The sequence below is a fragment of the Chryseobacterium sp. UNC8MFCol genome (genome assembly GCF_000482305.1).
GTDB classification, from domain to species: Bacteria; Bacteroidota; Bacteroidia; order Flavobacteriales; family Weeksellaceae; genus Chryseobacterium; species Chryseobacterium indologenes.
Window position 1 is genome coordinate 609,387 of sequence record NZ_AXUZ01000003.1, and the last position, 24,822, is coordinate 634,208.

General features: G+C 37.6%; 26 protein-coding genes. 23 read left to right on the top strand and 3 right to left on the bottom strand.

What is annotated here, in order from left to right:
- Positions 1 to 5: 5 nt before the first annotated feature.
- The 15 genes from M030_RS0102895 (at position 6) to M030_RS0102965 (ending at position 11,742) form a co-directional block, all read left to right on the top strand.
- Positions 6 to 701 (top strand): NUDIX hydrolase, encoded by a 696-nt coding sequence (locus M030_RS0102895; RefSeq protein ID WP_027372167.1) that lies wholly within the window; start codon positions 6 to 8, stop codon positions 699 to 701.
- Between the two features lie 292 nt (positions 702 to 993).
- On the top strand, positions 994 to 1,536 hold the full coding sequence (locus tag M030_RS0102900; protein WP_027372168.1) for an NADAR family protein: 543 nt from the start codon (positions 994 to 996) through the stop codon (positions 1,534 to 1,536).
- Positions 1,537 to 1,609: 73 nt separating this feature from the next.
- Positions 1,610 to 1,945 (top strand): hypothetical protein, encoded by a 336-nt coding sequence (locus M030_RS0102905; RefSeq protein ID WP_027372169.1) that lies wholly within the window; start codon positions 1,610 to 1,612, stop codon positions 1,943 to 1,945.
- Between the two features lie 2 nt (positions 1,946 to 1,947).
- The gene (locus M030_RS0102910) at positions 1,948 to 2,802 is read left to right on the top strand and encodes a hypothetical protein (protein ID WP_027372170.1); all 855 of its coding nucleotides are present in this window, start codon (positions 1,948 to 1,950) and stop codon (positions 2,800 to 2,802) included.
- Between the two features lie 57 nt (positions 2,803 to 2,859).
- A complete protein-coding gene (locus M030_RS0102915) occupies positions 2,860 to 3,930 on the top strand; it encodes an adenylosuccinate synthetase (RefSeq protein ID WP_027372171.1) in 1,071 nt (356 codons plus the stop codon).
- 64 nt (positions 3,931 to 3,994) lie between these two features.
- On the top strand, positions 3,995 to 4,471 hold the full coding sequence (locus M030_RS0102920) for a macro domain-containing protein (protein WP_027372172.1): 477 nt from the start codon (positions 3,995 to 3,997) through the stop codon (positions 4,469 to 4,471).
- A gap of 11 nt (positions 4,472 to 4,482) precedes the next feature.
- Positions 4,483 to 5,076: a DUF4291 domain-containing protein gene (locus M030_RS0102925; protein ID WP_027372173.1), complete on the top strand. Its 594-nt coding sequence runs from the start codon at positions 4,483 to 4,485 to the stop codon at positions 5,074 to 5,076.
- A 21-nt stretch (positions 5,077 to 5,097) separates the two neighbouring features.
- Positions 5,098 to 5,511 carry a hypothetical protein gene (locus M030_RS0102930; protein WP_027372174.1) on the top strand — a complete coding sequence of 138 codons (414 nt, stop codon included), beginning with the start codon at positions 5,098 to 5,100 and terminating at the stop codon, positions 5,509 to 5,511.
- A 2-nt stretch (positions 5,512 to 5,513) separates the two neighbouring features.
- Complete coding sequence (locus M030_RS0102935; RefSeq protein ID WP_027372175.1) at positions 5,514 to 6,329, top strand: TIGR02452 family protein; 816 nt, start codon at positions 5,514 to 5,516, stop codon at positions 6,327 to 6,329.
- The gene (locus tag M030_RS0102940; RefSeq protein WP_027372176.1) at positions 6,326 to 6,832 is read left to right on the top strand and encodes an O-acetyl-ADP-ribose deacetylase; all 507 of its coding nucleotides are present in this window, start codon (positions 6,326 to 6,328) and stop codon (positions 6,830 to 6,832) included. Before M030_RS0102935 ends, M030_RS0102940 begins: the two co-directional genes overlap by 4 nt.
- A gap of 4 nt (positions 6,833 to 6,836) precedes the next feature.
- Positions 6,837 to 7,523: an SIR2 family NAD-dependent protein deacylase gene (locus M030_RS0102945; protein ID WP_027372177.1), complete on the top strand. Its 687-nt coding sequence runs from the start codon at positions 6,837 to 6,839 to the stop codon at positions 7,521 to 7,523.
- Positions 7,523 to 8,470 carry an ADP-ribosylglycohydrolase family protein gene (locus M030_RS0102950; RefSeq protein WP_027372178.1) on the top strand — a complete coding sequence of 316 codons (948 nt, stop codon included), beginning with the start codon at positions 7,523 to 7,525 and terminating at the stop codon, positions 8,468 to 8,470. Before M030_RS0102945 ends, M030_RS0102950 begins: the two co-directional genes overlap by 1 nt.
- A gap of 119 nt (positions 8,471 to 8,589) precedes the next feature.
- Complete coding sequence (locus M030_RS0102955) at positions 8,590 to 9,132, top strand: RNA 2'-phosphotransferase (RefSeq protein WP_027372179.1); 543 nt, start codon at positions 8,590 to 8,592, stop codon at positions 9,130 to 9,132.
- A 2-nt stretch (positions 9,133 to 9,134) separates the two neighbouring features.
- A complete protein-coding gene (locus M030_RS0102960) occupies positions 9,135 to 9,863 on the top strand; it encodes a metallophosphoesterase (protein ID WP_027372180.1) in 729 nt (242 codons plus the stop codon).
- Positions 9,864 to 10,017: 154 nt separating this feature from the next.
- Positions 10,018 to 11,742 carry a hypothetical protein gene (locus tag M030_RS0102965; RefSeq protein WP_027372181.1) on the top strand — a complete coding sequence of 575 codons (1,725 nt, stop codon included), beginning with the start codon at positions 10,018 to 10,020 and terminating at the stop codon, positions 11,740 to 11,742.
- Between the two features lie 68 nt (positions 11,743 to 11,810).
- Here M030_RS0102965 and M030_RS0102970 read toward each other — a convergent pair whose 3' ends face one another.
- On the bottom strand, positions 11,811 to 12,692 hold the full coding sequence (locus tag M030_RS0102970; RefSeq protein ID WP_027372182.1) for a cupin-like domain-containing protein: 882 nt from the start codon (positions 12,690 to 12,692) through the stop codon (positions 11,811 to 11,813).
- 647 nt (positions 12,693 to 13,339) lie between these two features.
- Between M030_RS0102970 and M030_RS0102980 the strand changes: the two genes are divergently transcribed.
- The gene (locus M030_RS0102980) at positions 13,340 to 16,051 is read left to right on the top strand and encodes a TonB-dependent receptor (protein WP_027372183.1); all 2,712 of its coding nucleotides are present in this window, start codon (positions 13,340 to 13,342) and stop codon (positions 16,049 to 16,051) included.
- A gap of 46 nt (positions 16,052 to 16,097) precedes the next feature.
- Here M030_RS0102980 and M030_RS0102985 read toward each other — a convergent pair whose 3' ends face one another.
- Entirely contained in the window at positions 16,098 to 16,595 is a 498-nt protein-coding gene (locus tag M030_RS0102985) for a DinB family protein (RefSeq protein ID WP_027372184.1), read from the bottom strand.
- A 170-nt stretch (positions 16,596 to 16,765) separates the two neighbouring features.
- Between M030_RS0102985 and M030_RS0102990 the strand changes: the two genes are divergently transcribed.
- The 3 genes from M030_RS0102990 (at position 16,766) to feoB (ending at position 20,090) form a co-directional block, all read left to right on the top strand.
- Positions 16,766 to 17,668: a GLPGLI family protein gene (locus M030_RS0102990; protein WP_027372185.1), complete on the top strand. Its 903-nt coding sequence runs from the start codon at positions 16,766 to 16,768 to the stop codon at positions 17,666 to 17,668.
- A gap of 134 nt (positions 17,669 to 17,802) precedes the next feature.
- Positions 17,803 to 18,057 carry a ferrous iron transport protein A gene (locus tag M030_RS0102995; RefSeq protein WP_051584857.1) on the top strand — a complete coding sequence of 85 codons (255 nt, stop codon included), beginning with the start codon at positions 17,803 to 17,805 and terminating at the stop codon, positions 18,055 to 18,057.
- Positions 18,057 to 20,090: a ferrous iron transport protein B gene (gene feoB / locus M030_RS0103000; RefSeq protein ID WP_027372187.1), complete on the top strand. Its 2,034-nt coding sequence runs from the start codon at positions 18,057 to 18,059 to the stop codon at positions 20,088 to 20,090. Before M030_RS0102995 ends, feoB begins: the two co-directional genes overlap by 1 nt.
- Positions 20,091 to 20,155: 65 nt before the next feature.
- Here the strand turns inward: feoB and M030_RS25975 are convergent, their stop codons facing one another.
- Complete coding sequence (locus M030_RS25975) at positions 20,156 to 20,284, bottom strand: hypothetical protein (RefSeq protein ID WP_262483294.1); 129 nt, start codon at positions 20,282 to 20,284, stop codon at positions 20,156 to 20,158.
- A gap of 23 nt (positions 20,285 to 20,307) precedes the next feature.
- On the opposite strand from M030_RS25975, the gene M030_RS0103010 reads away from it, so the two are divergent.
- The 4 genes from M030_RS0103010 to M030_RS0103025 all read left to right on the top strand — a co-directional run bounded on the left by M030_RS0103010 (position 20,308) and on the right by M030_RS0103025 (position 24,699).
- Positions 20,308 to 21,324: a DUF4421 family protein gene (locus M030_RS0103010; RefSeq protein WP_027372188.1), complete on the top strand. Its 1,017-nt coding sequence runs from the start codon at positions 20,308 to 20,310 to the stop codon at positions 21,322 to 21,324.
- Positions 21,325 to 21,395: 71 nt separating this feature from the next.
- Entirely contained in the window at positions 21,396 to 22,778 is a 1,383-nt protein-coding gene (glmM, locus tag M030_RS0103015; protein ID WP_027372189.1) for a phosphoglucosamine mutase, read from the top strand.
- A gap of 48 nt (positions 22,779 to 22,826) precedes the next feature.
- A complete protein-coding gene (locus M030_RS0103020; RefSeq protein WP_027372190.1) occupies positions 22,827 to 23,408 on the top strand; it encodes a Crp/Fnr family transcriptional regulator in 582 nt (193 codons plus the stop codon).
- Between the two features lie 319 nt (positions 23,409 to 23,727).
- Positions 23,728 to 24,699: a zinc-binding alcohol dehydrogenase family protein gene (locus tag M030_RS0103025; protein WP_027372191.1), complete on the top strand. Its 972-nt coding sequence runs from the start codon at positions 23,728 to 23,730 to the stop codon at positions 24,697 to 24,699.
- Positions 24,700 to 24,822 lie beyond the last annotated feature (123 nt).

Genomic DNA, 24,822 nt, shown 5'->3' on the forward strand with positions numbered 1-24,822 from the left:
AGTATATGGAGTCTTCCAAAAAATTACAAGACATAAAAGTGGCAGTAGATGCCGTTATCTTCGGATATTTTGATAAAAAAGATCTTCAGATTCTTTTAATCAAGAGGAATATAGAACCTTTTAAAGGAGGTTGGGCACTTCCCGGAGGTCTTGTTTTGGATGATGAAAACCTGGATGATGCAGTTAAAAGAGAATTATATGAAGAGGCCGGTATAAAGCCCGATTTTTTAGAACAACTCTATACATTTGGTAACGTAGGTCGCGACCCTCGAAACAGAGTGGTTTCCGTGGCTTATCTGGGGCTTGTCAACCCTTCTTATCATGAGCTCTTTGCAGACTCTGATGCAGATGATGCCCAATGGTTTGGAATCAACAACCTGCCTTCACTGGCTTTTGATCATAAAAACATCATTGATCTTGCACTTAAAAGGCTACGAACAAAAATTCAGTATCAACCGATCGGCTTTAACCTTCTTAATGAAGAATTTCCATTTTCAGACCTCGAAAATCTATATAAAACTATTGTGGGACAAGAAATCGACCGCAGGAATTTCCGGAAAAAAATTATGAGCTACGGACTTCTTAATGATACGAAAAATGTCAAAAAAGAAGGAAGTGGACGACCGGGGAAATTATTTACTTTCAACCAGGAAAAATATAAAGAACTAGAAGAAGAAGGATTCTATTTTGAAATCAAATAGTTCTTCTGTATAAGCTGTAGGGAATCTTTATCAAAGAACCACACATAATCATTGTGAAAATTAAATATCAATAGAAACAGACTTTAGCCCGTTTTTTTTATACCATTACCTTCCATTGGCTTTAGCCAAAACATAAAGACAATCATTTATAGGTAATCATATGGTAATAAAATATTAATGTATTTTTATAAGTTGAATATCAGTTACTTATGTTTATAGTGTAAAATTAACGCAAATATAATTTGGTTAATAAAGTGATATTCCTTTAATTTTGTGTCAAAATAACGCAATTATGAAATACACCATACAAAATACTACAGAACGTTTTCAGAAGAAAGAAAAACTTAAATTTCTTTTTTTCTGGGGGCATACTGGAAAAAATGAGATCACTAAATCATGTTTCAGCCAATGGTTTCCGATGAGGTTTCAGGAAGAAGGAGTTGTATATCACACAGCTGAACATTATATGATGGTTGGGAAAGCCAGGTTATTTAACGATCAGGAAAGCCTGGAAAAAATACGACAATCAGTCTCACCCAGTCAGGCGAAAAGCCTGGGAAGGAAAGTTAAAAACTTTGATCCGAAAATCTGGGATGAGCATAAGTATGATCTGGTAAAAAAGGGAAATTTTTTAAAGTTTTCTCAGAATACAAAATGTAAAGATTTCCTTTTATCAACAGGAGATAAAATCCTTGTAGAAGCAAGCCCGTACGACAGGATCTGGGGAATCGGAATGCTGGAAACCGATACAAGAGCAGAAAACCCTTTGCTTTGGAACGGAGAAAATCTTTTAGGCTTTGCTTTAATGGAAGTCAGGGATGAATTGAGAAAATAAAACACAAAAAGAACAGGATAAATCATGCTATTTTAAATTAGCGTAATATTAACACAAATAAATTCACAAGAGTATGGAAACTGAACCAAGACCAAGATTCATCGAATCATTGAAAAGAAATAATGACCAGATAAGAGAAGACCGTGCCCGCACGATCGGAGAAGATTCAGAGCTCATCTACAGACGAAGGGTAGAAGATATCGAACTTATGATTAAAAGGCTTGAACGGGAACAGGAAGCGCTGATCGACATAAGCCCTTTGGACAGAAATAGTTTGACTTTCGAAGATTTCAACTCCGAAACATTTGTTCAGAAAGATATCGAACTGTCATTAACGCTTAGAAATCTGAATATACAATTAGAAGTGACCAGAAAAAGATTTGAATATTTATTTGGAAAAAAAATATAGTTATGGGAAGTACAAGATATGATATAGACGCTCGCTATGACCGGGCAAGAAAAGCAGGTTACGGAACAAAATCCGCAGGAGAAATTTTTACCCAGAATGCCAAAAGGCAAGCCCATCCGTCGATGATTCCTCATGGTGTTGCTTTCAGAGAATCCAGAGATTCAGAAGTACATCCACATTCCGTCCCTATTATTCTGGGGTTGGACGTAACGGGAAGTATGGGACATATTCCTTACGAACTGATCAGAGAAGGATTACCAAAACTAATGGGAGGTATCATTCAGGGAGGCGTTCCGGATCCGGCTTTGCTTTTCCTTGGAATCGGGGATCACGAATGTGACAATTATCCACTACAGGTTGGACAATTTGAGTCCGGTGATGAAGAACTGGATATGTGGCTTACCAGAACCTATATTGAATCCGGAGGAGGAGGAAATGGAGGAGAAAGCTATCTTTTAGCCTGGTATTTTGCAGCTTTTCATACCAGAACAGATGCCTTTGAGAAAAGAAACCAAAAAGGAATTCTGTTTACCGTTGGAGACGAACCCTGCTTACAGGTATTACCGGCTTCTGCGATCAGGGAAATTATGGGATCCGGACAGCAAACCTACACCCATTTCGAATTGCTGCAAGAAGTTAAAAAGAAATATGAAGTTTATCACATCAGTGTTTTACATTCGGACCAGGCAGTAAGAGCAGACAGAGGATGGAAGGAGTTGTTGGGAGAAAACTGTATATCAATAGAAGATCACAGAGAAATCCCAAATGTTATCAAAGGAATTATCTGCGATAAATATAAAAATCAAAATTCCGGAATGACCGGTCCTGATGGATTTGACGCAATTCAAATGCTTTAAGTAATCGGGTAAAAGCATCTGAAGTTTATATTGGATTTAAAATTAAATAACTGTACAATGAAAAACGCACAAATAGTAATAGGATTAGGATTCGGTGACGAAGGAAAAGGAATCACAACTGACTTTCTTGCTCAACAAAATCCTGAAGCAGTAGTAGTCAGATTTTCAGGAGGCCAGCAGGCCGCCCATACGGTGATGATCGATGACAGGAAGCATGTACACTCAAGCTACGCCAGCGGCGCACTGCGCGGTTTGCCTTCCTATTTCACAGAACATTGTACTGTTTATCCTGTGTTTTTGTTCAATGAAACTCAGGAGCTGATCGAAAAAGGAGGGAATACAGAACTGCATATTCACCCGTTGGCAAAGCTCACTACTCCCTTTGATGTCTGGCAAAACAGAACAAACATTAAAAATCTGGAGCACGGAACCTGTGGAAAGGGGATAGGAGCAACCATGAAAAGACAGGAAACTCCCTATAAATTATTTGCCATAGATCTAATAGCGCCAAGACCAATGCTCATAGAGAAGCTGAAAGGAATCGCCTACTATTACGGATTTATGGATGAAAGTGAAATTGAAGACATGCTGCATCCATTTTTAGAAGCGGTTGACGCTTTAGAGTGGAAAATACAAGATTACTCCTATCTGCAATTATTCGATCACTTGATTTTTGAAGGAAGCCAGGGAATTTTACTGGATATGGATCATGGGGTTTTTCCTAACGTGACCTATGCCAATACCACTTCAAAAAATGCTTTTCAAGTTTGTCAATATCTGGAAATTGAGGATATCGAAATGTATTATGTAACCAGAAGTTATGCCACGCGTCATGGAAACGGCTGGATGAGCAATGAAAAAGAGATAATTTTAAAAAACAATCAGGAAGAAACCTGTACCTTTAATGAATATCAGAAAGGTTTGAGGTTCGGTGATATAGATTATAAACTATTGAATTATGCGTTGACGTTAGACGGAGCTTATGTAAAAGGGACAAAGAAGAACCTGGTGGTAACCTGTCTTGATCAGATGGATGAAGAATTCAAATGGGAGAAACTAAAAATAAAATTCGATACCATTTTTGGATCCTGGTCACCTTATTCAAAAGATTTTAAAAGGCTGGTGTAATACTGAAATTTTATAAGGAACAGAATAGTGATGAGGAACATAATGAATTAGAAAATAGATAACGATGAAAACGATACAATATGTAAAAGGAGATGCTACTGTTCCACAGGCAAAAGGAATGAAAATAATTGCCCATATCTGTAATGATCTGGGAGGCTGGGGAAAAGGTTTTGTACTGGCTGTTTCCAAAAGATGGGACAGTCCGGAAAAAGAATACAGAAACTGGCACCGGTTCAGAAGTGAAAATAATTTTGCCTTAGGGGAAATCCAGATGGTACAGGTTGAAAAATACATGTATGTAGCCAATATAATCGGGCAAAAAGGAATAAAAACCGGAAGTAACGCAGTCCCTGTTCGATATGATGCTATTGAAAAAGCTTTGGAAAAACTTTCTCATGAAGCTTTGCAGATCAATGCAAGTATTCATATGCCGAGAATCGGATGTGGATTGGCAGGAGGAAAATGGGAAGAGATAGAACCTATTATTGAAAGAACACTGCTTGCAAAGAATGTGGAATTGTATGTATATGACTTTGAATAAATTAACAAGAAATGAAAGAATTTGAAATAAGAGCAGATTATAAAAATGAGACTCTCATCGCTTACCAGGCTTACAATAAAGCCATTGCACAATCAGCCGTTGAGAATCAGAAATTTTCAGCTCCGTTTTCATTCAACAGGATGACCTGGATAAAGCCTTCTTTTCTTTGGATGATGGAACGCAGTAACTATGGACAGAAATCCAATCAGGAATGTATTCTGGCAATACATATTAAAAGAGAAGCCTGGGAGAAGGCTTTAAGCAAAGCGATTCTTACTTCACCGGAAAAAAGAGTCTATCCCGACCCCCGAAATTGGGAAAAAGATTTTGAAAATGCAGAGATTTATGTGCAGTGGGATCCAGAAAGGAATATTAAAGGAACAAAACTGAATTACCGTTCCATTCAGGTTGGGATTAGCCGATCGCTGATTGAGGAATTTAATGAAGAATGGATTGTAAAAATAGAGGATTATACTCCTTTGGTTAAGAAAATCCTGAATCTTACTAAATCGGGAGAATTTGACAGGGCAAAGAAACTGCTCCCTGTAGAAAAAAACTATCCTCTGTCAAAAGAACTGGCTCTCAGAATTGGAGCCTCAGTGTAATACAAAAAAAGAAAAAACATCATGAAAACAACAACACTATACAGACCGGTAGGAGAAAAAGAAATGATATTGATTATGGAAAGTGGATTTAAAAAATTTCCTCCAAGACTGGAATGGCAGCCCATTTTTTATCCTGTTCTTAACGAAGAATATGCTTCAGAGATTGCTGAAAAATGGAATACAAGAGACGAAGCCGGAAATTATCTTGGTTTTGTTACCCGGTTTGAGGTGTTGGAAGATGTAGCGAATCAATATCCTGTACAGAATGTCGGGGCCAGAAATCACAATGAATTATGGGTTCCTTCCGAAGAGCTGAACAGTTTTAATGAGGCGATTGTAGGCGATATCAAGGTAATCAAAGTATTTATAGGAAATGATTGTAAGAAAGCCGGGAATACTGGATTGGAAAACCTTATATTAAACATAAAAAACTAATAATGACAAATAAAGGAATGGCAAAAGATACTTTAGATATCCTTGCCAAGAAATATTATATCAACGAATATAACGAGAAAATAAATATAGAAAACGAGCTGGAAATCAGTAAAAAAGAAACCACTCTTTTCACTCCGGAACAGCTTTCGGAAATAGCAGAATCCTCATTGCCGGAAACTGCTTTTGAAACACGTTTTGAAACAAGGAACTGCAGTTCTTTAAAAGCAATTTTAGAATTGGCTGAAGAAGAAAACCAGGAAAAACTCATGTGTCTGAACTTCGCTTCGGCAAAAAATCCCGGAGGTGGCTTTATCAATGGTGCGGAAGCACAGGAAGAAAGTCTGGCAAGAACATCCGGATTGTATGAAAGTCTGCTGCAGGCATGGGATTATTACACGATTCATCGCGCAATGGAATCCTGTTTTTATACAGACACGATGATTTACAGCCCGAAAGTTCCGGTGTTCCGTAAAGATAAAGGAGACTTGCTGCCTACACCGGTTCTGTGTAATTTCATTACTTCTCCGGCAGTTAATGCTGGAGTGGTAAAACGCCAGGAACCTGGAAGAGAACATGAAATTCTACCTGCCATGGATGTCAGAATGGATAAAATGCTTTCGCTGGCTTTACATGAAGGAAATGAGGTGCTGATTTTAGGAGCATGGGGCTGTGGAGTGTTTAGAAATGATCCAAAAGAAATTGCAGGATTGTTTAAAAAACATCTTCAGGGGAAATACAAAAATAAATTTAAAAAAGTGGTTTTTGCAGTGCTTACAAAGAACGAAGAAATGTTGAAGCCATTTGAAGAAATTTTATGAAAATTGAATTAATAAAAGGAGACATCACAAAAATCCAAACTGATGTGATTGTCAATGCTGCCAACTCATCCTTACTTGGCGGTGGCGGAGTAGACGGAGCAATTCACAGAGCAGGAGGTCCAGAAATAGTGGAAGAATGCAGAGAGGTTAGAAACAGACAGGGCAAGTGCAATACCGGAGAAGCTGTAGTAACTGGTGCGGGAAACCTTCCTGCAAAATATGTTATTCATACCGTAGGTCCGGTTTGGAATGGTCATGCAGAAAAAGTATCAAAACTGCTGGCAGAATGTTATTATAATTCATTGAAATTAGCAGAAAGCCTTGGTGTGAAAACCATTGCTTTTCCCAATATCAGTACAGGCATATATAGATTTCCAAAAGATCTGGCAGGGAAAATTGCTGTAGATGAGGTCAGAAATTTTAGGTCAGGTATCATTGAGAAAGTTATTTTTGTTTGCTTTGATGATGAAAATGAAATGATTTATAAAAAACTATTAGATTAAACCAATGAAAAAACTAACCATATTAAGCGGTGCCGGAATCAGTGCCGAAAGCGGAATACAAACTTTCCGAGACGGAGACGGTCTGTGGGAAAATCATAATGTAACGGATGTGGCAAGTCCGGAAGGCTGGAGAAAAGACAGAGCTCTGGTCCTTGAATTTTACAACCAGAGAAGACGCCAGCTTCACGAAGTACAGCCCAACGAAGCTCATCACTTACTGGCAGAGCTGGAAAAACATTTCGATGTTCAGATCATTACTCAAAATATTGATGACCTGCACGAAAGAGCAGGATCTACCCATATTCTTCATATTCACGGAGAACTGTTCAAATCATGCTCATGCAACAATAAAAACCTGATCTATGAACAAAAAGAGGATATCAATATAGGTGATAAGGCAGAAGACGGAGCCCAGTTAAGACCTTTTATCGTGTGGTTCGGGGAAGATGTTCCTTTATATCAGACAGCAAGAGAAATCGTGAAAGAAGCCGATATTTTATTGGTAATCGGGACATCATTGCAGGTATATCCCGCTGCCGGATTAATTCATGATATTAAAGATGATTGTCTTTTAATCGTGATCAATCCAAATGAAACGGGTTTTGGATACGGACAAAGGGCTGTAGTGATGAAGGAGACCGCAACTCAGGGTATGAAGCTTCTGTTTGATAAATTAATTGATCTTGCCTGATGAAAAATAAAGTAAAAGGTGGAATCATGGGTGTTTGCATTGGCGATGCTCTCGGAGTTCCGGTAGAATTTAAAAGCAGGGAGTATTTGAAAAAATTTCCTGTTACCACCATGCAGGAATTCGGATCACACCATCAGCCTAAGGGAACCTGGAGTGATGACAGTTCAATGACCCTTTGTCTTGCAGAAGAATTGACTAAAGGCTATGATTTGGAGAAGATCGGCCAAAGCTTTGTACAATGGGTAAAATTCGGACACTGGACAGCCCATGGAAGGCTTTTCGATATTGGCAATACTACAAGGGAAGCAATTGGAAGATTAATCAGAGGAGAAAGTGCAGAATTTTCAGGAAACGTTTTTGAAGAGGATAATGGAAATGGCTCTTTGATGAGAATTCTTCCTTTGGCTTTTTACCTCAAAGATGAAGAAGATCTTGAAAAACTCCATAAAACGGTAAAAGAAGTTTCAACAATTACCCATGGGCATTTCCGCTCTGTTTTTGCGTGTTTTGTATATGTACTATTTGCCATTCAGCTGATGAAAGGAAAAAGCAAAGCAGAAGCCTATAAGTATATGCAGGATATAGCTTTGGAATATGCAGAAAAACAGCATTTTAGCATAAATGAGGTTGAACGTTTTCAGCGGGTTTTAAAATATGATATTTCAACATATTCTGAAGCTGAAATCAAAAGCGGAGGTTATGTCCTGCACAGCTTAGAAGCTTCTTTATGGTGTTTCTTAAATTCAGAGAGCTATTCAGAAGCAGTATTAAAGGCTGTAAATCTGGGCGAAGATACTGATACCACAGGAGCCGTTACAGGAGGGTTAGCAGGTATTTTTTACGGATTTGAAAATATCCCTCAGGAATGGATTAGTGAATTGGCCAGAAAAGATGATATTGAGAAGCTGTCCGGAAAACTTAACCATAAATACGGTGTAATCAAATGAAATCTCTGCTAAAAATGCTTACCGAGATCTTTTCCGGGAAGCATTGTAAAAACAGTACTCAAAATGAATTTTTAAGGAAATTCCCCTGAAATGTATAACACTTAATAAAAAAACAAATCATGAACGAAATAGAAAAGAAAAAGATAAGTAAATTTTTAAGCCTTATTTTAAGGCACCAGCCTGAAAGTATCGGATTAACACTCGATGAAAACGGCTGGGCCCATGTAGACGAACTGAGGGCAAAATCAGCCTTGAAAAGGATGTTTTTTTCCTTTGACGAATTAGAGGAAGTGGTTGAAACCAACAATAAAAAGAGATTCGCTTTTAATGATGACAAAACAAAAATCAGGGCCAGCCAGGGCCATTCAATTGATATAGACCTTGCTTTAAAGGCACAGCAACCTCCCGATTATCTGTATCACGGAACGGCGGAAACTAATATTGTATCTATTTTAGGGAAAGGAATAGAAAAAAGAAACCGTCAGCATGTACACTTAAGTGCTGATAAAGAGACGGCTACAAAGGTCGGGATGAGGCATGGCAAGCCTGTGATCCTTACGGTCCGGACGGGAAAAATGTATGAAGACGGATTGCCTTTCTATCTTTCAGCAAACGGAGTTTGGCTGACTGATTTTGTAGATCCACAATATATTTCAAAATAAAAATGAAAAGAACGTTAGTAGTAGGTGATATCCACGGAGGATTTAAAGCTTTGCAGCAAATTTTTGAACGGGCGGGAGTCACCTCCCAAGACCAATTGATCTTTTTGGGAGATTATGTAGACGGTTGGAGTCAATCTTCAGACATTATCCGGTTTTTAATAGAAGTATCCGAAAATCAGGACTGTATTTTCATTAAAGGAAACCATGATGCGTGGTGTGAAGAATGGCTTTCCATGGAGCAGGCTCCTGATATCTGGCTTTCCAATGGTGGAAGAAGTACTGTGGAAAGTTATACCGGTTATTCACAGGAGGAAAAAAACCTTCATCTTGAATTTTTTCAAAAAATGAAAAATTATCATGTAGATGATCAGAACAGGTTGTTTATTCATGCTGGCTTTGCATCCATGCACGGACCCGGGAAAGAAGTATATTCAAGCAACTATCGGTGGGACAGGACATTGTGGGAAACAGCCGTTGCCATGGATAGGAAACTGGCGAAAAATTCAGCATTATATCCTAAAAGACTGCTTTTATATAACGAAATATTCATCGGGCATACTCCTACACTCGATATAGGAATACCAACCCCGGTTCATAAAGCCAATATATGGAATATGGATACGGGAGCAGCCTATACCGGAGCTTTGTCTGTCATGGATATCAATACCAATGAGTTTTGGCAAAGTGATCCGCTTCCGTTTCTGTACCCCAATGAAAAGGGAAGGAACTGAGAAAATGAAAGAGCAAATCACGATCCGAATATCAGCCTGACAGTTTTCAGAAACATGTTAGGACTTTTCATACAAAGAGATGTTGTATTTTCATTATTTCGCTTTTTTGCATGAATGATATTAACTATTTTTAAATCCGGAAAATAAAATATCAATGAAACTGAAATATCTTCTGCTGTTTGTAAGCTCTTCCCTGGTTTTTGGACAAAAATCTTTTCAGACTCCTTTCGAAAAAGGCAATGGAAATCAAACCGTTACGTACGATCAGATGAATGCCTACTATGAGGAACTGGCGAAAAACTTCAATACCATTCAATATCTTAAAAAAGGAGAGGATGATAACGGAAAATCCATTTATGTAGTGGTTTATAACCCATTTCCCGAAAAAGACCTTCAAAAGCTGAGAAAAAATAAAGCAGTTCTTTTCGTCAATAACGGAATACACCCGGGGGAACCTGACGGAATTGATGCAACAATGATGCTGATGAGAGATCTGGCCACTAAAAAAATTCAGACCCCGCAAAATTTTGTCATCGCCGCCATTTCGGCTTATAATATCAGCGGAATGCTCAACAGGGGTTCTCACTCAAGAGCCAATCAGAATGGTCCTGAACAATATGGCTTCAGGGGGAACGCAAGAAATTATGACCTGAACAGAGACTTTATCAAGGCGGATTCTAAAAATGCCAGAAGCTTCCAGGAAATTTATCAATGGCTGAAACCTGATGTTTTTATTGATAACCATGTAAGCAATGGAGCAGATTATCAATATACATTTACTTATATTTCAACATTTAAAGAGCGCCTTGGGAATACATTAGGAAGCTATTTCTATGACGAATACCAGGCAAAAAATCTTGAAGAAATGAAGAAGCTCGGTTATGAAAGTACTCCTTACGTAAATATTCACGGAGATATTCCTGAAATTGGTTTTGCTGCCTTTGAAGATTCTCCCAGGTACTCTACCGGATATACTTCTCTTTTCAACTCTCTGGGAACCGTTCCTGAAACGCACATGCTGAAACCTTATGACAAAAGAGTAGATGCCACTTACAAATACATGCTCGTCAACCTTAAAAACCTGGATCAGGACTATCATAAAATCAAACAATTGCGCCTTGATAACCTGAAACAGTACCAGGCAGGAAAACAATATGGAATTCGCTGGAAAATTGATTCTACAAGATTCACTACCATGGATTTTAAGGGATATGAAGGGAAATATAAGCCAAGTGAAATTTCAGGAAAACCCCGGCTGTATTACGATAGAAATAAACCGTTTACAAAAAATATAAAACTCTTTACCACTGCAGTTCCGACCGGATATATCAGCATTCCGAAATATTATGTGATCCCACAGTCCCAGTATAGGGTTATTGAAGAATTCAGAAGAAATCAGATTGAGATGAAGCCGCTTAAACAAGACAGTATGATGGCGGTACAATCCTATAAAATAAAGGATTTTAAAACAGCAAAAAATCCTTACGAAGGGCATTATGTTCACTACGAAACAACTGTAGAGTCCACAGGCAGAAGACTGAGTTTCTCTGCAGGTGATTATTTGGTTTCCACGAATCAGCCCGGTGTAAAATATATTATAGAAACACTTGAGCCTGAAGCATTAGACTCATTTTTTAACTGGAATTTTTTCGATGGAATTCTGGCACAGAAAGAATATTATTCAGCCTATATTTTTGAAGATACCGCTGCTGAATTACTTAAAAAGGACAAAGGATTAAAAGAGGCCTTTGAAGCAGCCAAGGCAGCAGATAAAAAATTGTCTGAAAGCGGAGAGGCTCAATTGGATTGGGTCTACAGGCATTCTCCTTATTTTGAAGAAAAAACATTCCGGCAGTATCCGGTGTACAGAGTGCTGTAAAATGTTGAAATATTGACCTTTAAACTGTCAATAAAAAAGACGTTTCAAACCGAAACGTCTTTTATTATTTATCTTGGCAAGCCTCTTTGTAAGGCAATTTCTGCCCTTTTGATAGCCATTTTCTCTTTCCACTCCATGTATTTGCCTTTGAAATTTGATTTCATCACGTCATCAAATTTACGCTGTACAGTAAGATTCCACAAAGAATGTGCTTTTACAGCCCATGATTTGTCCCAGGCTCTTAATGAAATAGAGAAGCTTCCGTCAAGGTATTTCATCCAGTGCCACCACCCTGTCGGCATAAACAGAGTATCCCCGTGTTCAAGGAAACACTCGATACCTTCTACACCATCCAAAGCGGGAAATTTTGTAAAATCAGGATTTTCAATATCGTAATCTTCCAGAGCATAGGTCGCATAAGGAATCTGATACAGCCTTTCTCTCCATTTGTAATCAAAAAGAAGAATATGCTTTCTTCCGTTGAAGTGTGTATGGAAAATATGCGCCATATCGATGTCGAAATGAAGGAATGTTACTGATCCTTTTCCTCCGAAAAACATGTTGGGATATTTATCTAAAAAGCCTCCCATTAATTCTTTTGGAGCAATATAATCTTCCAGAAGTTTCGGAGCATATTTTATAGGGTCAAAAAGGAAAATTCTCAGGTCGGTAGGTTCCCTTTGGATAAGGTCTATATAATCTCCGAATTTCATTTTTGCAGCCGATGCATTGATAGGGGCCGCAGGATCAGCTTTGGAACTATCATATAACGGGACCTCCACATCTCCTACTACCTCTTTCATGTATTCCATCGTCCATTTTTGGTATGCAGGCCAGTTTTTTGCCATGTTCCTGATGACAACGGGCCTTCTTGGCTTTAGATATTTTTCGAAGAATTCCTCTTTAGAAATATCATCTACAACATCTATAGGCTTTAAATTTATTCCCATTTTTGTAAATTTTATGTTACAAAATTATTAAATATATATTTATAAACCAGCGTTTAATTTTCTTTTAATCTATGATTCAAATCAGATTTAACTATTCAAAATGGTTACAAATACTAAAATTTTGTGCATATCTCTAAGCATTATTGTACAAATAAAACACCCTGTAATAAAATTACAGGGCAAAAACACAATTGAGATGAATAAAAATCCATTCTGATACAAAAGTATTGCTTTTAATTAAATCCTATAGTCCTGTAATTGTTGATAAAATCAACACAAACAGAGAGATAAATGATAAAAATTAAATGTATTGGGAGGTAATTTTAATTATAGTTTGGAAAAATGGAAATCGACAAAATTTTATTAATTTTTGGAAATAATGTATTTTTTTTGCATTTATATTAACTTCTTGTAAATGTGGTTTTTATAAATTTATTATTTCATTAATTTGTGATTTTGATGGCTGGGAACGAAGGGCTTTTTAATCAAATTTTAAAAGGAAAGCCCGATTTCCTATTTCCCACTGCTTTACAAAAAATATAACTATTTTTATAGGGATATTGATTTAACTTTTAACGATAAAACAGATCTTTAAAAAAAGTGTAACGAAAAACAATAATGATTAACTAATTGGGCAAATAATAACTATGAAAAAAATTATTTCTTTATTTCTGGTATTTTTCTTCAGTATACTGACTTTGGCACAAAAAACTGTTTCAGGAAAGATCACCGATGATGATGGGGTAGCAATACCAAGTGCAAGTGTTACCATCGAAGAGCCGGGTAAAGATGCAATTTTAGCGTACGGCATTACCAATTCTAAAGGTGAATACAAAGTAACCTTCACATCAGGAGAAGCTAATGTAGACCTGAAAGTGAAAGCTTTCAACCAAAAATCTGTCATCAGACAGATCAGCAACAGTGATCAGACCCTGAACTTTAAAATGCAGTCTGAAGCTACAGAAATAAAGGAAGTCCAGTTAAAAACCAAAATGATTACCGCCAGAGGAGATACTATTTCTTATGACCTTAAAGCCTTCAACAGTAAAAACGACAGAACACTGGCAGATGTTATGCGAAAAATTCCTGGGATTGAAGTGAATAAAGACGGAACGATCCTCTATCAGGGAAATGCAATCAATAAATTTTATGTCAACGGAAAAGACCTTATGGAAGGTGGATACGGTACCATCAACAACTCACTTCCCAAAGATGCCGTACAGAAAGTGGAAGTATTGGAAAACCACCAGCCTGTAAAAATTCTTCAGGACAAAGTTCCTTCGGACCAGGCAGCCATCAATATTAAGCTTAAAAACTCCGTAACGATGACGGGAAGAGGAGAAGTGGGAACCGGTTTTGGAGATCCCTGGCTCTGGAATGTAAAATTAACACCTATGTTTTTTGGGCAGAAAAGCCAATGGGTTGTCAATTACAAAACCAATAATATGGGTGAACAGGTAGAAAGTGAGGGAAATATTCTTGCATTTGGAAGCAGCTGGGAAGGAAAAAGAACCAATATTTCCCAGAATAACTGGTTAAGCGTAGAAAATGCCAGCACACCGGACCTTCCGGTAAAAAGATACCTGATGAACAGTGTTCATTACCTATCTGCCAACTATCTTACCAACATCGATAAAAAGAAAGAATGGGAACTGAAAGCAAATGCCAACTATACCAATAATGCAGTAGAAAGAGAATCGAACAGTATCAACACTGATATCCAGCAGGGAACTCAGTATAACACCAGATTTTTGAATAATTTTTATACAGATAAATTAAAAGGAGAATTGATATTTACTAAAAATGCAAAAAAAGGGTTCTTTAAAAATACAACCACATTTTCTCAGTTTTGGAATGCAGACAGAGCCTTTGCAGAAAGAAATGATAAAACGGGCTACAGGTATGGAAATGAAGCCCTGGAATCACCAACTTCTTCTTTTCAAAACTCTTTAAGCACGATCATTCCGTGGAAGGAGAAAATGGTAAATTTAAAATCATATATCAGTTACCAAAACGATAAACAAGTATTAGAAATATCACCGGCCAATTATCTGCAGTTTCCCTATAAAGAAAAAGATAGTACTAAACTTACAACGATTAAATTTGCACCCGGTAGTAGTGCTTTGCAGACGTTCAGAATCAAAAGCCTGGATACGTCGCATTCTGCAAATATCAGTTTTTCAACGAAAGGCTGGACGTTTACTCCACAAGTCGGAATTGATTTCTCCACAGATAAGCTGACAACCAATTTTGACGGTACAACGATCAATAACAGCCCGGATTTTACCAGCCCAGCATATGAGAATGATCTTAAATTTACAAGAGTCAATCCATCTGCCTCACTGGGAATCAATTATAAATCTGAAGCCTGGATGTTATTTTCTAATTTTCCGGTCAACTTTAATAATATTAAAGCAGAAGATCCACTCAGAAATGTTTCAAAATCTTTGAATAAGGTGACATTTACACCTAATATTTTTGCCCAGTATTCCTTTGCTTCTTTCTTTAAAGCCAGTATGAACGGAAGTATCAGCAACAACTTCGGGGATATTCAAACCGCTTACGCCGGATATATATTAACCAGCCCCGGAGGATTTAATGTAATGGATCCTAAAAACCCTATACCACAAACGAATACCAAAAGCGGAGGGCTGAGGCTCGAGTATAGAAATCCGTTAAATAATCTATTCTTCAATGCGGGTTACAGGTTAAGTGATGTCAAAAATAATTTATTGGCCTCCAGTGCAGTCAATGAACTGGGATTTAGCGTTATCGAATATATTGAACGTGAAAATAAAAGGACAAGTAATGCTTATTATGCAGAAATCGGAAAGTATTTTCCTAAATTTAAAACAAATGCTTCCGTAACCTTTAATACTACAGACTCAAAGTCCCAATCCAGAAGAAATAATGAAGACATCAATACAAAGAACAATGCCAATACGTTAGGGTTTAAGTTCAATAATACCTATTTCTCATGGATGAGTGTAGACTTTAATATGACAAAATCCTGGAATAAGCAATCTAACGGAATTATTCAGAATGATCTTGGAAAAACGGAAGGGTACACCCATAATTTAAATGTATTCTTTTATCCGCTGGAGAACCATACCATCGGCTTTTATTGGGACCAGATCAATTCAAAATTAGGAAATACAAAATTAAACAACGGCTTCTTTGATGTATCCTATCAATTCAGCTGGGCCAAGAAAAAAGTTGATTTTGAGCTTAAATGGATGAATATTGCAGACAGAAAAGTATTTGAAAGAATCACTGTTGGCGATGCAACCGTTACCCAAACAACAATGCAGCTTCGTCCAAGTCAGGTGATGTTTACTGTAAAATTCAATTTTAAATAAAAAAAAACCAATCCGCACGGATTGGTTTTTTTGAGATATATTGATACTAAAAGCTTTGCTGGTCTGCAGACGGGCCATAACTTCCGGGCAAAGGAATGTTATTCAGCCTGTAATACACTCCCAGCTGAGCCCTGTGATGGGTAATCTGATTCAACGCATGGCGAATTGCTCCATATTTACTCCAGCTCGCCAGCTCGTGGCCGTCATTTTTGATCGTCCAGCTTGGATTCAGGTTGTCTTCTGTTGCTTTTTCCAAGGCTGCTTTTCCGGCCTGGTAACTGTCATCCAGTTTTTTGATAAGGTCTTCTTTTGTAGAAAGTTGGGTCGGTTGGTATTCCCCTTTGCCAAAATCAAGTTCTGAAGTATTTAAAATTGTATTAGGCCATTCAAAAACTTCTACCAGATGTGTTGCCAATGGCATGAGCTTCATGCTTTTTTCATGAGGAGCATAGTCGTTTTTCCCTTCAGGAAAAAGGTCAATGAATTTTTTAGTCGTTTGAAATTCTCCTTCCAGTTCGGATTTTAATTGAGATAAGGTATCCATAATATTTTGTTTTTTAGGTACATAAAGTTAGAATTTTTAAATCTGAAAATGTCGTAACGGAATCATAAATTTTTTAATATCAACCTCCCGGAACCATCTCTGAAATAATTTTTTTAATAAACTGTAACAAAATAATACATAGGAGTACTAATTAAGAAAATCTTGATGCAATGAGAAAGCTGTTCTCAATATTTCTTATCACTCTTTTTGCCTTTGCCAATGCACAGGACAACAAAGAAACGGCCAACCGATTCTTTTATGAGCTGACTTTTAAACCCAAGAAAGATTCAGCGAAGCTGGATAAGGTCATTACCATTCTGGATATAACGGATAAAAACAGGTCTGTTTATCAGGATTACACGGTGATAGCACAGGACTCTATAATGAAAATAGAAATGGAGGCCATTAAGAAGTCGGGAATGATGAGAGACTTTTCTAAATCTCTTAAAACGCCTAAGATTTCAGCAAAAATTTATAAAACATATCCCGGCATGAAGGTGCAGTATGTCGATAAAATTGCAAATGGTTTTACTCCAACAACAATCGGATATAGCGAAGATTTAAAATTCAATTGGAATATTCTTGGCGATAAACAAAAAATAGGGGAATACAATACTCAAAAAGCAACGACTGAATTTGGGGGAAGAAAATGGACAGCCTGGTTTACAACAGATATTCCTTTCCAGGACGGACCCTATAAATTTTACGGACTTCCGGGGCTCATTGTAAAAATTGAAGATGAAAACAAAGATTATTCCTGGGTACTACAGGGTAACAAGAAAATAAAAGACTACACAGAGTTTTCCTACATTGAAAATATGATGAAAATCTCCAGAAAAGTGAACGAATTATCAAAAGAGAAATTTGAAAAAACTTTCAGTGATTTCAAAAATGACCCTTTTGCTTCTGTAAGACCAATGATGACACAGGAAATGCTTTCCAAAACAATACCGGGAATGGACGGAACAGTGGGTGACATGATGAAGAAGCAGGAAAAGCAATACAAAGATTTCTACAATGCAAATGATAATCCGATAGAAAAAGATCAGGCCTCTGATAAAAAGAAAAAATAAGCATTCATATCAACTAAATTATATTTCAAGTCACCCCAGATACAGCAATGTATTTGGGGTGATTTCTTTCATAGTCAAAACGTTATTTAGATTAAATTTAAATAACGTATATTTGCAGGACAAAAATTTTGGCTTTGATAGAGAAAGGATTACATAAATTGAGTGGATTTCCTAAAAATAAAATAGGAAAGATATTGGGATATGATAATGACCATCTGAAAATGCCCAATAAAATTATCGAAATGGGGCTTCTTCCGGAGACGATTTTCAGGATTTTATATCAGGCCCCGTTCAATGGGCCCATGTATGTGGAGTTTGGTGCAGAAAAAAGCCGTATTGCCCTTCGTGAAGAAGAGGGAGATTATATCATCGTTGAAGAATTGAATTAATGCAGGCAAATAAGAAAAAACAGATCCTTCTGGTGGGGAATCCCAATGTAGGAAAGTCGACGGTTTTCAATACACTTTGTAACAAAAAGCAAAAAACCGGAAACTATGCCGGGGTTACCGTGGCTAGCCATTCGGGAAACTATGAATATAAAAATGAAGAAGTTGAGGTTATTGACCTTCCGGGTTCCTACAGTGTATATCCAAGCTCTGAGGACGAAGCCATTTTCTCAAAATACCTGATCGACGAACAGGAAAACTATGCAGGAGTTGTTTATATTCTTGAAGCATTAAGCCTGAAAAGAGGCCTTCTTTTGTTCCAGCAGATCCAGGATCTTGGAATTCCAATGATTCTGATCGTCAATCAGATTGACCAGGCAGAAAGAAGAGGAATTACCATAGATATTCAGAAGTTCTCTGAAGCCCTGGGAATCAAAATCATCCAAACCAACGCAAAAGAACATATTGGAATTGATGAAGTAAAAGAAAGTATCTTCAACAATGAATTTGTAAAAACAGATACAATTTCTTTTGAAACTCCAAACGAGCATAGAGATTTTATCCAAAAATTAGCTTCTCATAAGGGTTTTACCAACGAGTATAAAGCCTGGATGAGCCTTTCATTAGGAACAGACCTTGGAAGAATAGAATCCGTAATGGAGCAACTTCAGGGTTCTGAAGCCAAAAGCCTGGTCCCAAAAAGATTACAGGTTCAGGAAACGGTCAGAAGATATCAGAATGTTGATAAAATACTGGAGGATGTCATTTCCAAAGAACCTCAGTTTAAAGAACTTCTCACAGAAAAGCTGGACAAAGTTCTGGTTCACAAATTCTGGGGATATGTTGTCTTTTTAGCCATTCTGCTGGTTATTTTCCAGAGTGTATTTTTCCTTGCCGAATATCCCATGAGCTGGATTGAAGATTTCTTCTCCTGGCTGGCAGCTTTTACAACAGAACATCTTCCGGAAGGCCCCATCAATTCACTGATTTCAAACGGAATTGTTCCCGGAATTGGAGGAATTGTAGTATTTGCCCCTCAGATCGGAATTCTTTTGTATTTCCTCTATTTGTTGGAAGATTCCGGATATATGGCCAGAGTAGTATTCCTGATGGACAGAATGCTTCGTCCTTTTGGTCTCAACGGAAAAAGTATTGTACCTCTTGTTTCCGGAACAGCCTGTGCTATTCCAGCCGTTATTTCCACCAGAAACATTGAAAACGTTAAAGAAAGACTATTGACGATATTGGTAACACCGTTCATGACGTGCTCTGCCAGACTTCCGGTTTACAGTATTATTATAGGATTGATCATTTCTGAAGGATCATTTTTGGGAATAAAATATAAAGCACTGGTGCTGATGGCCATGTACTTACTGGGTTTCCTGGTTGCATTATTTTCAGCAGCAGTCCTTAAGAGATTTATTAAAAATAAAGGTAAAACCTATCTGGTAATGGACCTTCCTGCTTATAAAAAACCACTTTTCGGATATGATTTTAAAATGGTTTTGGGAAAAGTATGGGACTTTATTACCGGAGCCGGAAAAATTATATTTATTGTCAGTATCATTATCTGGTTCCTGAGTTATTTCGGACCAAAACAGAAACCTACTGAGTTCGTGGCAAGTAATGTTGAGCTCGATCATTCCTATTTAGCAAAAATGGGTAAGGGTATAGAACCGGTGATTGCACCATTAGGGTACGACTGGAAAATGGGAGTAGGTATCCTTACAAGTTTCGTAGCCAGAGAGGTGTTCGTAGGAACAATGTCTACGTTGTACAGCCTTGAAAATGATGCTCCGGAGGTGAAAGTAATCGATAAAATGAGAAGAGATGTGAAACCGAATGGCGAAAAGGTATTCAGCTTTGCCACAGGTATTTCCGTGCTTCTGTTTTATGCATTTGCAATGCAGTGTGCTTCCACACTGGCAGTAGTCTACAGAGAAACGAAAAGCTGGAAATGGACCGGCTTCCAGTTGGCTATGATGACAGGTTTGGCATATTTTGTGTCGATGATAGTATATCAAATTTTAAAGTAATGGATTCTTCACTTGTTTTTCAATATGTTCTGGTATTCTTAATTGTGGCATTTGCTTGTTACTCTTTATTTAAAGTACTTAAAAAGAACTTCGCCCCAAAGAAATTCAGCTCCAAAAGAAGCAGCTGCGATAAAGATTGTGGCTGTTCTTAACATCTGATTCATCGGAAAATTGAAAAAATGTTGTAATTTCATTTTTTTAATTTAAAATATTCATATTGAATCTTTCACAGGCAGGACTCATTGTCTTCTTTCTTCTATGGATCGCTAAGGTACAAGCTCAGATAGATACCGCTTTGGTGAAGTCATACGCCGATCAGGTGATGATCCGTGCCAATCTGGATACCAATATTGAAAGCTATATTTTTTCTGAAGGAGAAAACAGAGATGAAAACAAGCAGATATTTTCCATCAACAATAAAACAAAAATATCCTTGTCCATTGATTACAAAATCATCAGTGCAACCGTTTCATTCGCGCCACGCTTTTTTCCCGATAACAGAGATAATGAACTGAAAGGGAACAGTTCCTATACAGACTTCAGTTTTAGATTTTTTCCGAATCGGTTTATCCAGAACCTTTATTACAAAAATGTCAAGGGATTCTACCTTGAAAATATGCAGGACTTTATTCCCGGATGGACAGAAGGAAGAGATCCTCACATCCAGTTTCCCGATCTGAGAGTGCAAAGTTTCGGAGGATCCACATCGTATATTCTTAATAAAAATTTTTCCGCGAGAAGTATTTATACACAGGGAGAGTGGCAGAAGAAAAGCGCTGGAAGCTGGGTTCCGTTTTTAGACTATGACCTCACTGTTTTTTCCAATATTATAGACGAGCAGAAAAATAAAGAGTTTCAGTATAAAATTGGTGCCAATATAGGCTATTTCTATAATTGGGTTATTGGAAAAAAAGTAAATATTGCCCCTTATCTGGCTCTTGGCTTTGGAGGAAAGTTCTCCAGTTCTCAAAATAACGCGGAAGGAGGTATCAGAGAAAACGCACAGTATTTTACCATGAGAATGGAAGGAGGCCTTCACGTGGGATATAATACAGACCGTTTTTTATTTGGTGGAAAAATGAACTTTGGAGCTTCAGCTTATGAACAAAGGAAAAATCAGGCGGTAGAAAATAATAATGTGTATGGTTTATTATATGTAGGTTACCGGTTTGCCCCGCCAAAAGTGGTGAAAAAAACCTATGATAAAATGCAAAAAGCCATTCCTCTTTTATAACTTAAGACTCTTTTAAGTATCTTTGTTTCGGACAAAGTATTATACTAACAACAAAGAAATATAAAAACATAATGTCGTTAATAAAATCTATTTCAGGAATCCGTGGAACGATTGGCGGAAAAGTCAATGATAACTTAACTCCGCTTGATGTGGTGAAATTTGCTTCCGCTTTCGGAACCTGGCTTCAGAATAATAAAAATAAAAAAGACCTTACACTTGTTATCGGCAGAGATGCAAGAATTTCAGGACAAATGGTATCTTCACTGGTAACAGCAACTTTACAGGGGCTGGGAATTAATGTAGTAGATCTTGGACTTTCCACTACACCTACCGTTGAAGTAATGGTTCCAGAATTGAACGCAGATGGAGGAATTATCCTTACCGCATCTCACAACCCAAAACAATGGAATGCCCTTAAATTATTAAATGAAAAAGGAGAATTCATCAGTGGTGAAAACGGGGCTGATGTTTTAGCTTTAGCAGAAAATGAAGATTTCAACTATGCGGAAGTGGATGATCTTGGAACCTACGAAACAAGAGATGATGCTTTTGACATTCATATTCAACAGATTCTGGACCTTCCGATGGTAGATGTTGAAGCCATCAGGGAAAAAAAATTCAAGGTAGTACTGGATGCTGTAAACTCTACAGGAGGAATTGCTATTCCAATGCTGCTGGATAAGCTCGGTTGTGAAACCATAAAACTATATTGCGAGCCTACAGGACATTTTCCACATAACCCGGAGCCTCTGAAAGAACATTTAGGAGATATTTGTGAGTTGGTTAAAAAAGAAAATGCAGATTTAGGAATCGTGGTAGATCCGGATGTTGACAGATTAGCTTTAATCGATGAAAAAGGGGAAATGTTCGGAGAAGAATACACGTTGGTAGCTGTAGCAGATTATTTATTAAAACATCAAAAAGGAGCTGCCATTTCAAACCTTTCTTCAAGCCGCGCTTTGAGAGATGTGGCACACGCCCACGATTCAGAATATTTTGCAAGTGCCGTAGGAGAAGTGAATGTAGTAACTTTGATGAAAGAAAAGAACGCTGTAATCGGAGGTGAAGGAAATGGCGGAATCATTTATCCTGATTTACACTATGGAAGAGACTCTTTGGTAGGAGTAGCACTATTCCTTACTCATCTGGCAAAGGAAAATAAAACCGTTTCAGAATTGAGAGCGGGATATCCAAGCTATTTCATGGGAAAAAAGAAAATAGAGCTGACCCCTGAAATCGATGTTGATGCTATTTTAAGCAAAATGGAGCAGGAATATCAGAACGAAGATGTTTCTACAGTAGACGGTGTGAAAATCGATTTTGAAAACAACTGGGTGCACCTGAGAAAATCGAACACTGAACCGATTATCAGGATCTATACTGAGGCAAAATCTCAGGAAGAAGCAGATCAGCTGGGTGATGATATCATCGCTAAGATTAAAAGTTTAATTTAAAAATAAAACAGAAGAACGGACTTGCTCCGTTCTTTTTTGTATCATCTGATGTTTGAGCATATTAAAAGCAGGTTTCCTTTTCCCAAAGAAAAATGGCGGAAATTTCTCGCTTCTTTTGAACGCATGGAAGTTCCGGCTAAAACCCTGCTGCTGAAAGAAGGAGAAGTCTCGTGCAATGCCTATTATCTCGAAAAGGGAATAGTAAGAGCCTGGTATAATAATGACGGAAAGGACGTTACCTTCCAGTTTTTTCTTGAAAATACCATGTTTTCTTCTCTGGAAAGCTTTAGAAAAGGATTGCCCAGTATGGTCTCTTTTGAAACCATAGGCCCCTGTGTTGTATATAAAATCAAAAAACCGGATGTAGAAGCTTTCCTTGAAGAGGTTTATGAAAATCCTGAACTTAGAAAGATGTTTATGGATGCCCTTTTTGAAAGGGTTTTCGATTATATGAAACATTTCTTTTCATTTATTAAAGATACGCCACAGCAACGCTATCTGAACCTTACCAAAGAAAAGCCGGAGATCATCAGACGGGTTCCTCAGCATTATATCGCTTCCTATCTGGGAATTACCACCGTTCATTTGAGCAGAATAAAAAGTAAGATATTGAAAGAAAGACTTCCTTAGGCTGGAAGCCAGGTGCTGGAAGCTGAAAGTTTATGGCTGACAATGTAGAACTGAAGGGTATTGATAAAAATTTTATCACAACCTACACAAAGAATCCAGAAAAGAGGTTACAAAATCATTCAATGGCCTTACAATAAGCTCATATAGAAGTGTCAACGCGACAAAGAATAATAGAGCATTACTAATCACCTGACGCCCTATCACTATACTTGTGTAATCTGTTGCTTCCCTCTCCGTGCTTCCTTTCTTTTAATTGATAACAAATGTTATTGCTCTGCAGCATACCCTACAGCTAATTTTGTAGTAAAATAAAAAGACAATGAAAGCAGCAGTAGTATTTGAAAAAGGAAGCATTCCTCAATATGCAGATTTTACGGAGCCAGAAGCGATCCAAGAAGATGAAATGATGGTGTCAGTAAAGGCAGCTTCTATTAAAAACCTGGACAAAGCAAGGGCAAGCGGTAAACATTATTCCACGGAAAACAAAGAACATCAGCCAACGATTATCGGTTCAGACGGAGTAGGATACCTGGAGAACGGAACAAAAGTTTATTTTTTCAGTAAAAAAGGAACCGTCGCAGAAAAAGCTGTAGCAGATCGGGATTTTGTAGTTCCCGTTCCTGAAAATCTGGATTTTTCCGTTGCTGCAGCCCTTCCCAATGCAGTAATGGGCTCCGCAATGGGGTTAAAATTCAAAGCAGGCATCCAACCCGGAGATGTAGTTTTGATCAACGGTGCTACAGGGGTCACAGGTAGAATAGCCATTCAGATTGCCAGATTATACGGGGCAGAAAAAATTATTGTTACAGGCCGGAATGAAGAATCTCTGAAATCCCTGCACAAACTGGGAGCAGATGAGGCTGTTTCTTTACAACTCAGTGATGAAGCTTTTAAACAGAAAATAAAGGATATTCATGCTTCAACTCCTATTGATATTGTACTGGATTATATCTGGGGTCATTCGGTTGAGATGATCTTATCAGCTTTTAAAGGAGACGGAACTTTCTCTCATAAGACAAAACTGGTCTCTGTGGGAGGAATGAGTGGCGATACAATTCCATTATCTTCTCAGATCCTGAGAGGAACAGATATTCAGATTTCAGGATCAGGACTTGGAAGCTGGACAAAGCAGGAATCTGCACTCTTGTTTTCAGAAATCATTCCGGAAATGTTTTTGGCAGCAGCAGATGGAAAAATTACAATAGAAACACAAGAGGTTGACCTGAAAGATATAGAAGCAATCTGGAATGCTGAGGTACCCGCTGGAAAGAGGCTCGTAATCAAAATTTAACCACAATTTCAGTTTTTTATCCACAATTCTTTTATCTGTTTTCTTTTTTTACTATTTTTATAATAGAAATTTATGAAATGGATAATTCAAAAAAAAGTTGCAACTTTGCATAAATATTTGAAT

What these genes read in the sequence shown, in the direction of transcription:
- M030_RS0102895 (WP_027372167.1), top strand. Translation starts at nt 6, where the DNA reads ATGGAGTCTTCCAAAAAATTACAAGACATAAAAGTGGCAGTAGATGCC.
- M030_RS0102900 (WP_027372168.1), top strand. Translation starts at nt 994, where the DNA reads ATGAAATACACCATACAAAATACTACAGAACGTTTTCAGAAGAAAGAA.
- M030_RS0102905 (WP_027372169.1), top strand. Translation starts at nt 1,610, where the DNA reads ATGGAAACTGAACCAAGACCAAGATTCATCGAATCATTGAAAAGAAAT.
- M030_RS0102910 (WP_027372170.1), top strand. Translation starts at nt 1,948, where the DNA reads ATGGGAAGTACAAGATATGATATAGACGCTCGCTATGACCGGGCAAGA.
- M030_RS0102915 (WP_027372171.1), top strand. Translation starts at nt 2,860, where the DNA reads ATGAAAAACGCACAAATAGTAATAGGATTAGGATTCGGTGACGAAGGA.
- M030_RS0102920 (WP_027372172.1), top strand. Translation starts at nt 3,995, where the DNA reads ATGAAAACGATACAATATGTAAAAGGAGATGCTACTGTTCCACAGGCA.
- M030_RS0102925 (WP_027372173.1), top strand. Translation starts at nt 4,483, where the DNA reads ATGAAAGAATTTGAAATAAGAGCAGATTATAAAAATGAGACTCTCATC.
- M030_RS0102930 (WP_027372174.1), top strand. Translation starts at nt 5,098, where the DNA reads ATGAAAACAACAACACTATACAGACCGGTAGGAGAAAAAGAAATGATA.
- M030_RS0102935 (WP_027372175.1), top strand. Translation starts at nt 5,514, where the DNA reads ATGACAAATAAAGGAATGGCAAAAGATACTTTAGATATCCTTGCCAAG.
- M030_RS0102940 (WP_027372176.1), top strand. Translation starts at nt 6,326, where the DNA reads ATGAAAATTGAATTAATAAAAGGAGACATCACAAAAATCCAAACTGAT.
- M030_RS0102945 (WP_027372177.1), top strand. Translation starts at nt 6,837, where the DNA reads ATGAAAAAACTAACCATATTAAGCGGTGCCGGAATCAGTGCCGAAAGC.
- M030_RS0102950 (WP_027372178.1), top strand. Translation starts at nt 7,523, where the DNA reads ATGAAAAATAAAGTAAAAGGTGGAATCATGGGTGTTTGCATTGGCGAT.
- M030_RS0102955 (WP_027372179.1), top strand. Translation starts at nt 8,590, where the DNA reads ATGAACGAAATAGAAAAGAAAAAGATAAGTAAATTTTTAAGCCTTATT.
- M030_RS0102960 (WP_027372180.1), top strand. Translation starts at nt 9,135, where the DNA reads ATGAAAAGAACGTTAGTAGTAGGTGATATCCACGGAGGATTTAAAGCT.
- M030_RS0102965 (WP_027372181.1), top strand. Translation starts at nt 10,018, where the DNA reads ATGAAACTGAAATATCTTCTGCTGTTTGTAAGCTCTTCCCTGGTTTTT.
- M030_RS0102970 (WP_027372182.1), bottom strand. Translation starts at nt 12,692, where the DNA reads ATGGGAATAAATTTAAAGCCTATAGATGTTGTAGATGATATTTCTAAA.
- M030_RS0102980 (WP_027372183.1), top strand. Translation starts at nt 13,340, where the DNA reads ATGAAAAAAATTATTTCTTTATTTCTGGTATTTTTCTTCAGTATACTG.
- M030_RS0102985 (WP_027372184.1), bottom strand. Translation starts at nt 16,595, where the DNA reads ATGGATACCTTATCTCAATTAAAATCCGAACTGGAAGGAGAATTTCAA.
- M030_RS0102990 (WP_027372185.1), top strand. Translation starts at nt 16,766, where the DNA reads ATGAGAAAGCTGTTCTCAATATTTCTTATCACTCTTTTTGCCTTTGCC.
- feoB (WP_027372187.1), top strand. Translation starts at nt 18,057, where the DNA reads ATGCAGGCAAATAAGAAAAAACAGATCCTTCTGGTGGGGAATCCCAAT.
- M030_RS25975 (WP_262483294.1), bottom strand. Translation starts at nt 20,284, where the DNA reads ATGAAATTACAACATTTTTTCAATTTTCCGATGAATCAGATGTTAAGA.
- glmM (WP_027372189.1), top strand. Translation starts at nt 21,396, where the DNA reads ATGTCGTTAATAAAATCTATTTCAGGAATCCGTGGAACGATTGGCGGA.
- M030_RS0103020 (WP_027372190.1), top strand. Translation starts at nt 22,827, where the DNA reads ATGTTTGAGCATATTAAAAGCAGGTTTCCTTTTCCCAAAGAAAAATGG.
- M030_RS0103025 (WP_027372191.1), top strand. Translation starts at nt 23,728, where the DNA reads ATGAAAGCAGCAGTAGTATTTGAAAAAGGAAGCATTCCTCAATATGCA.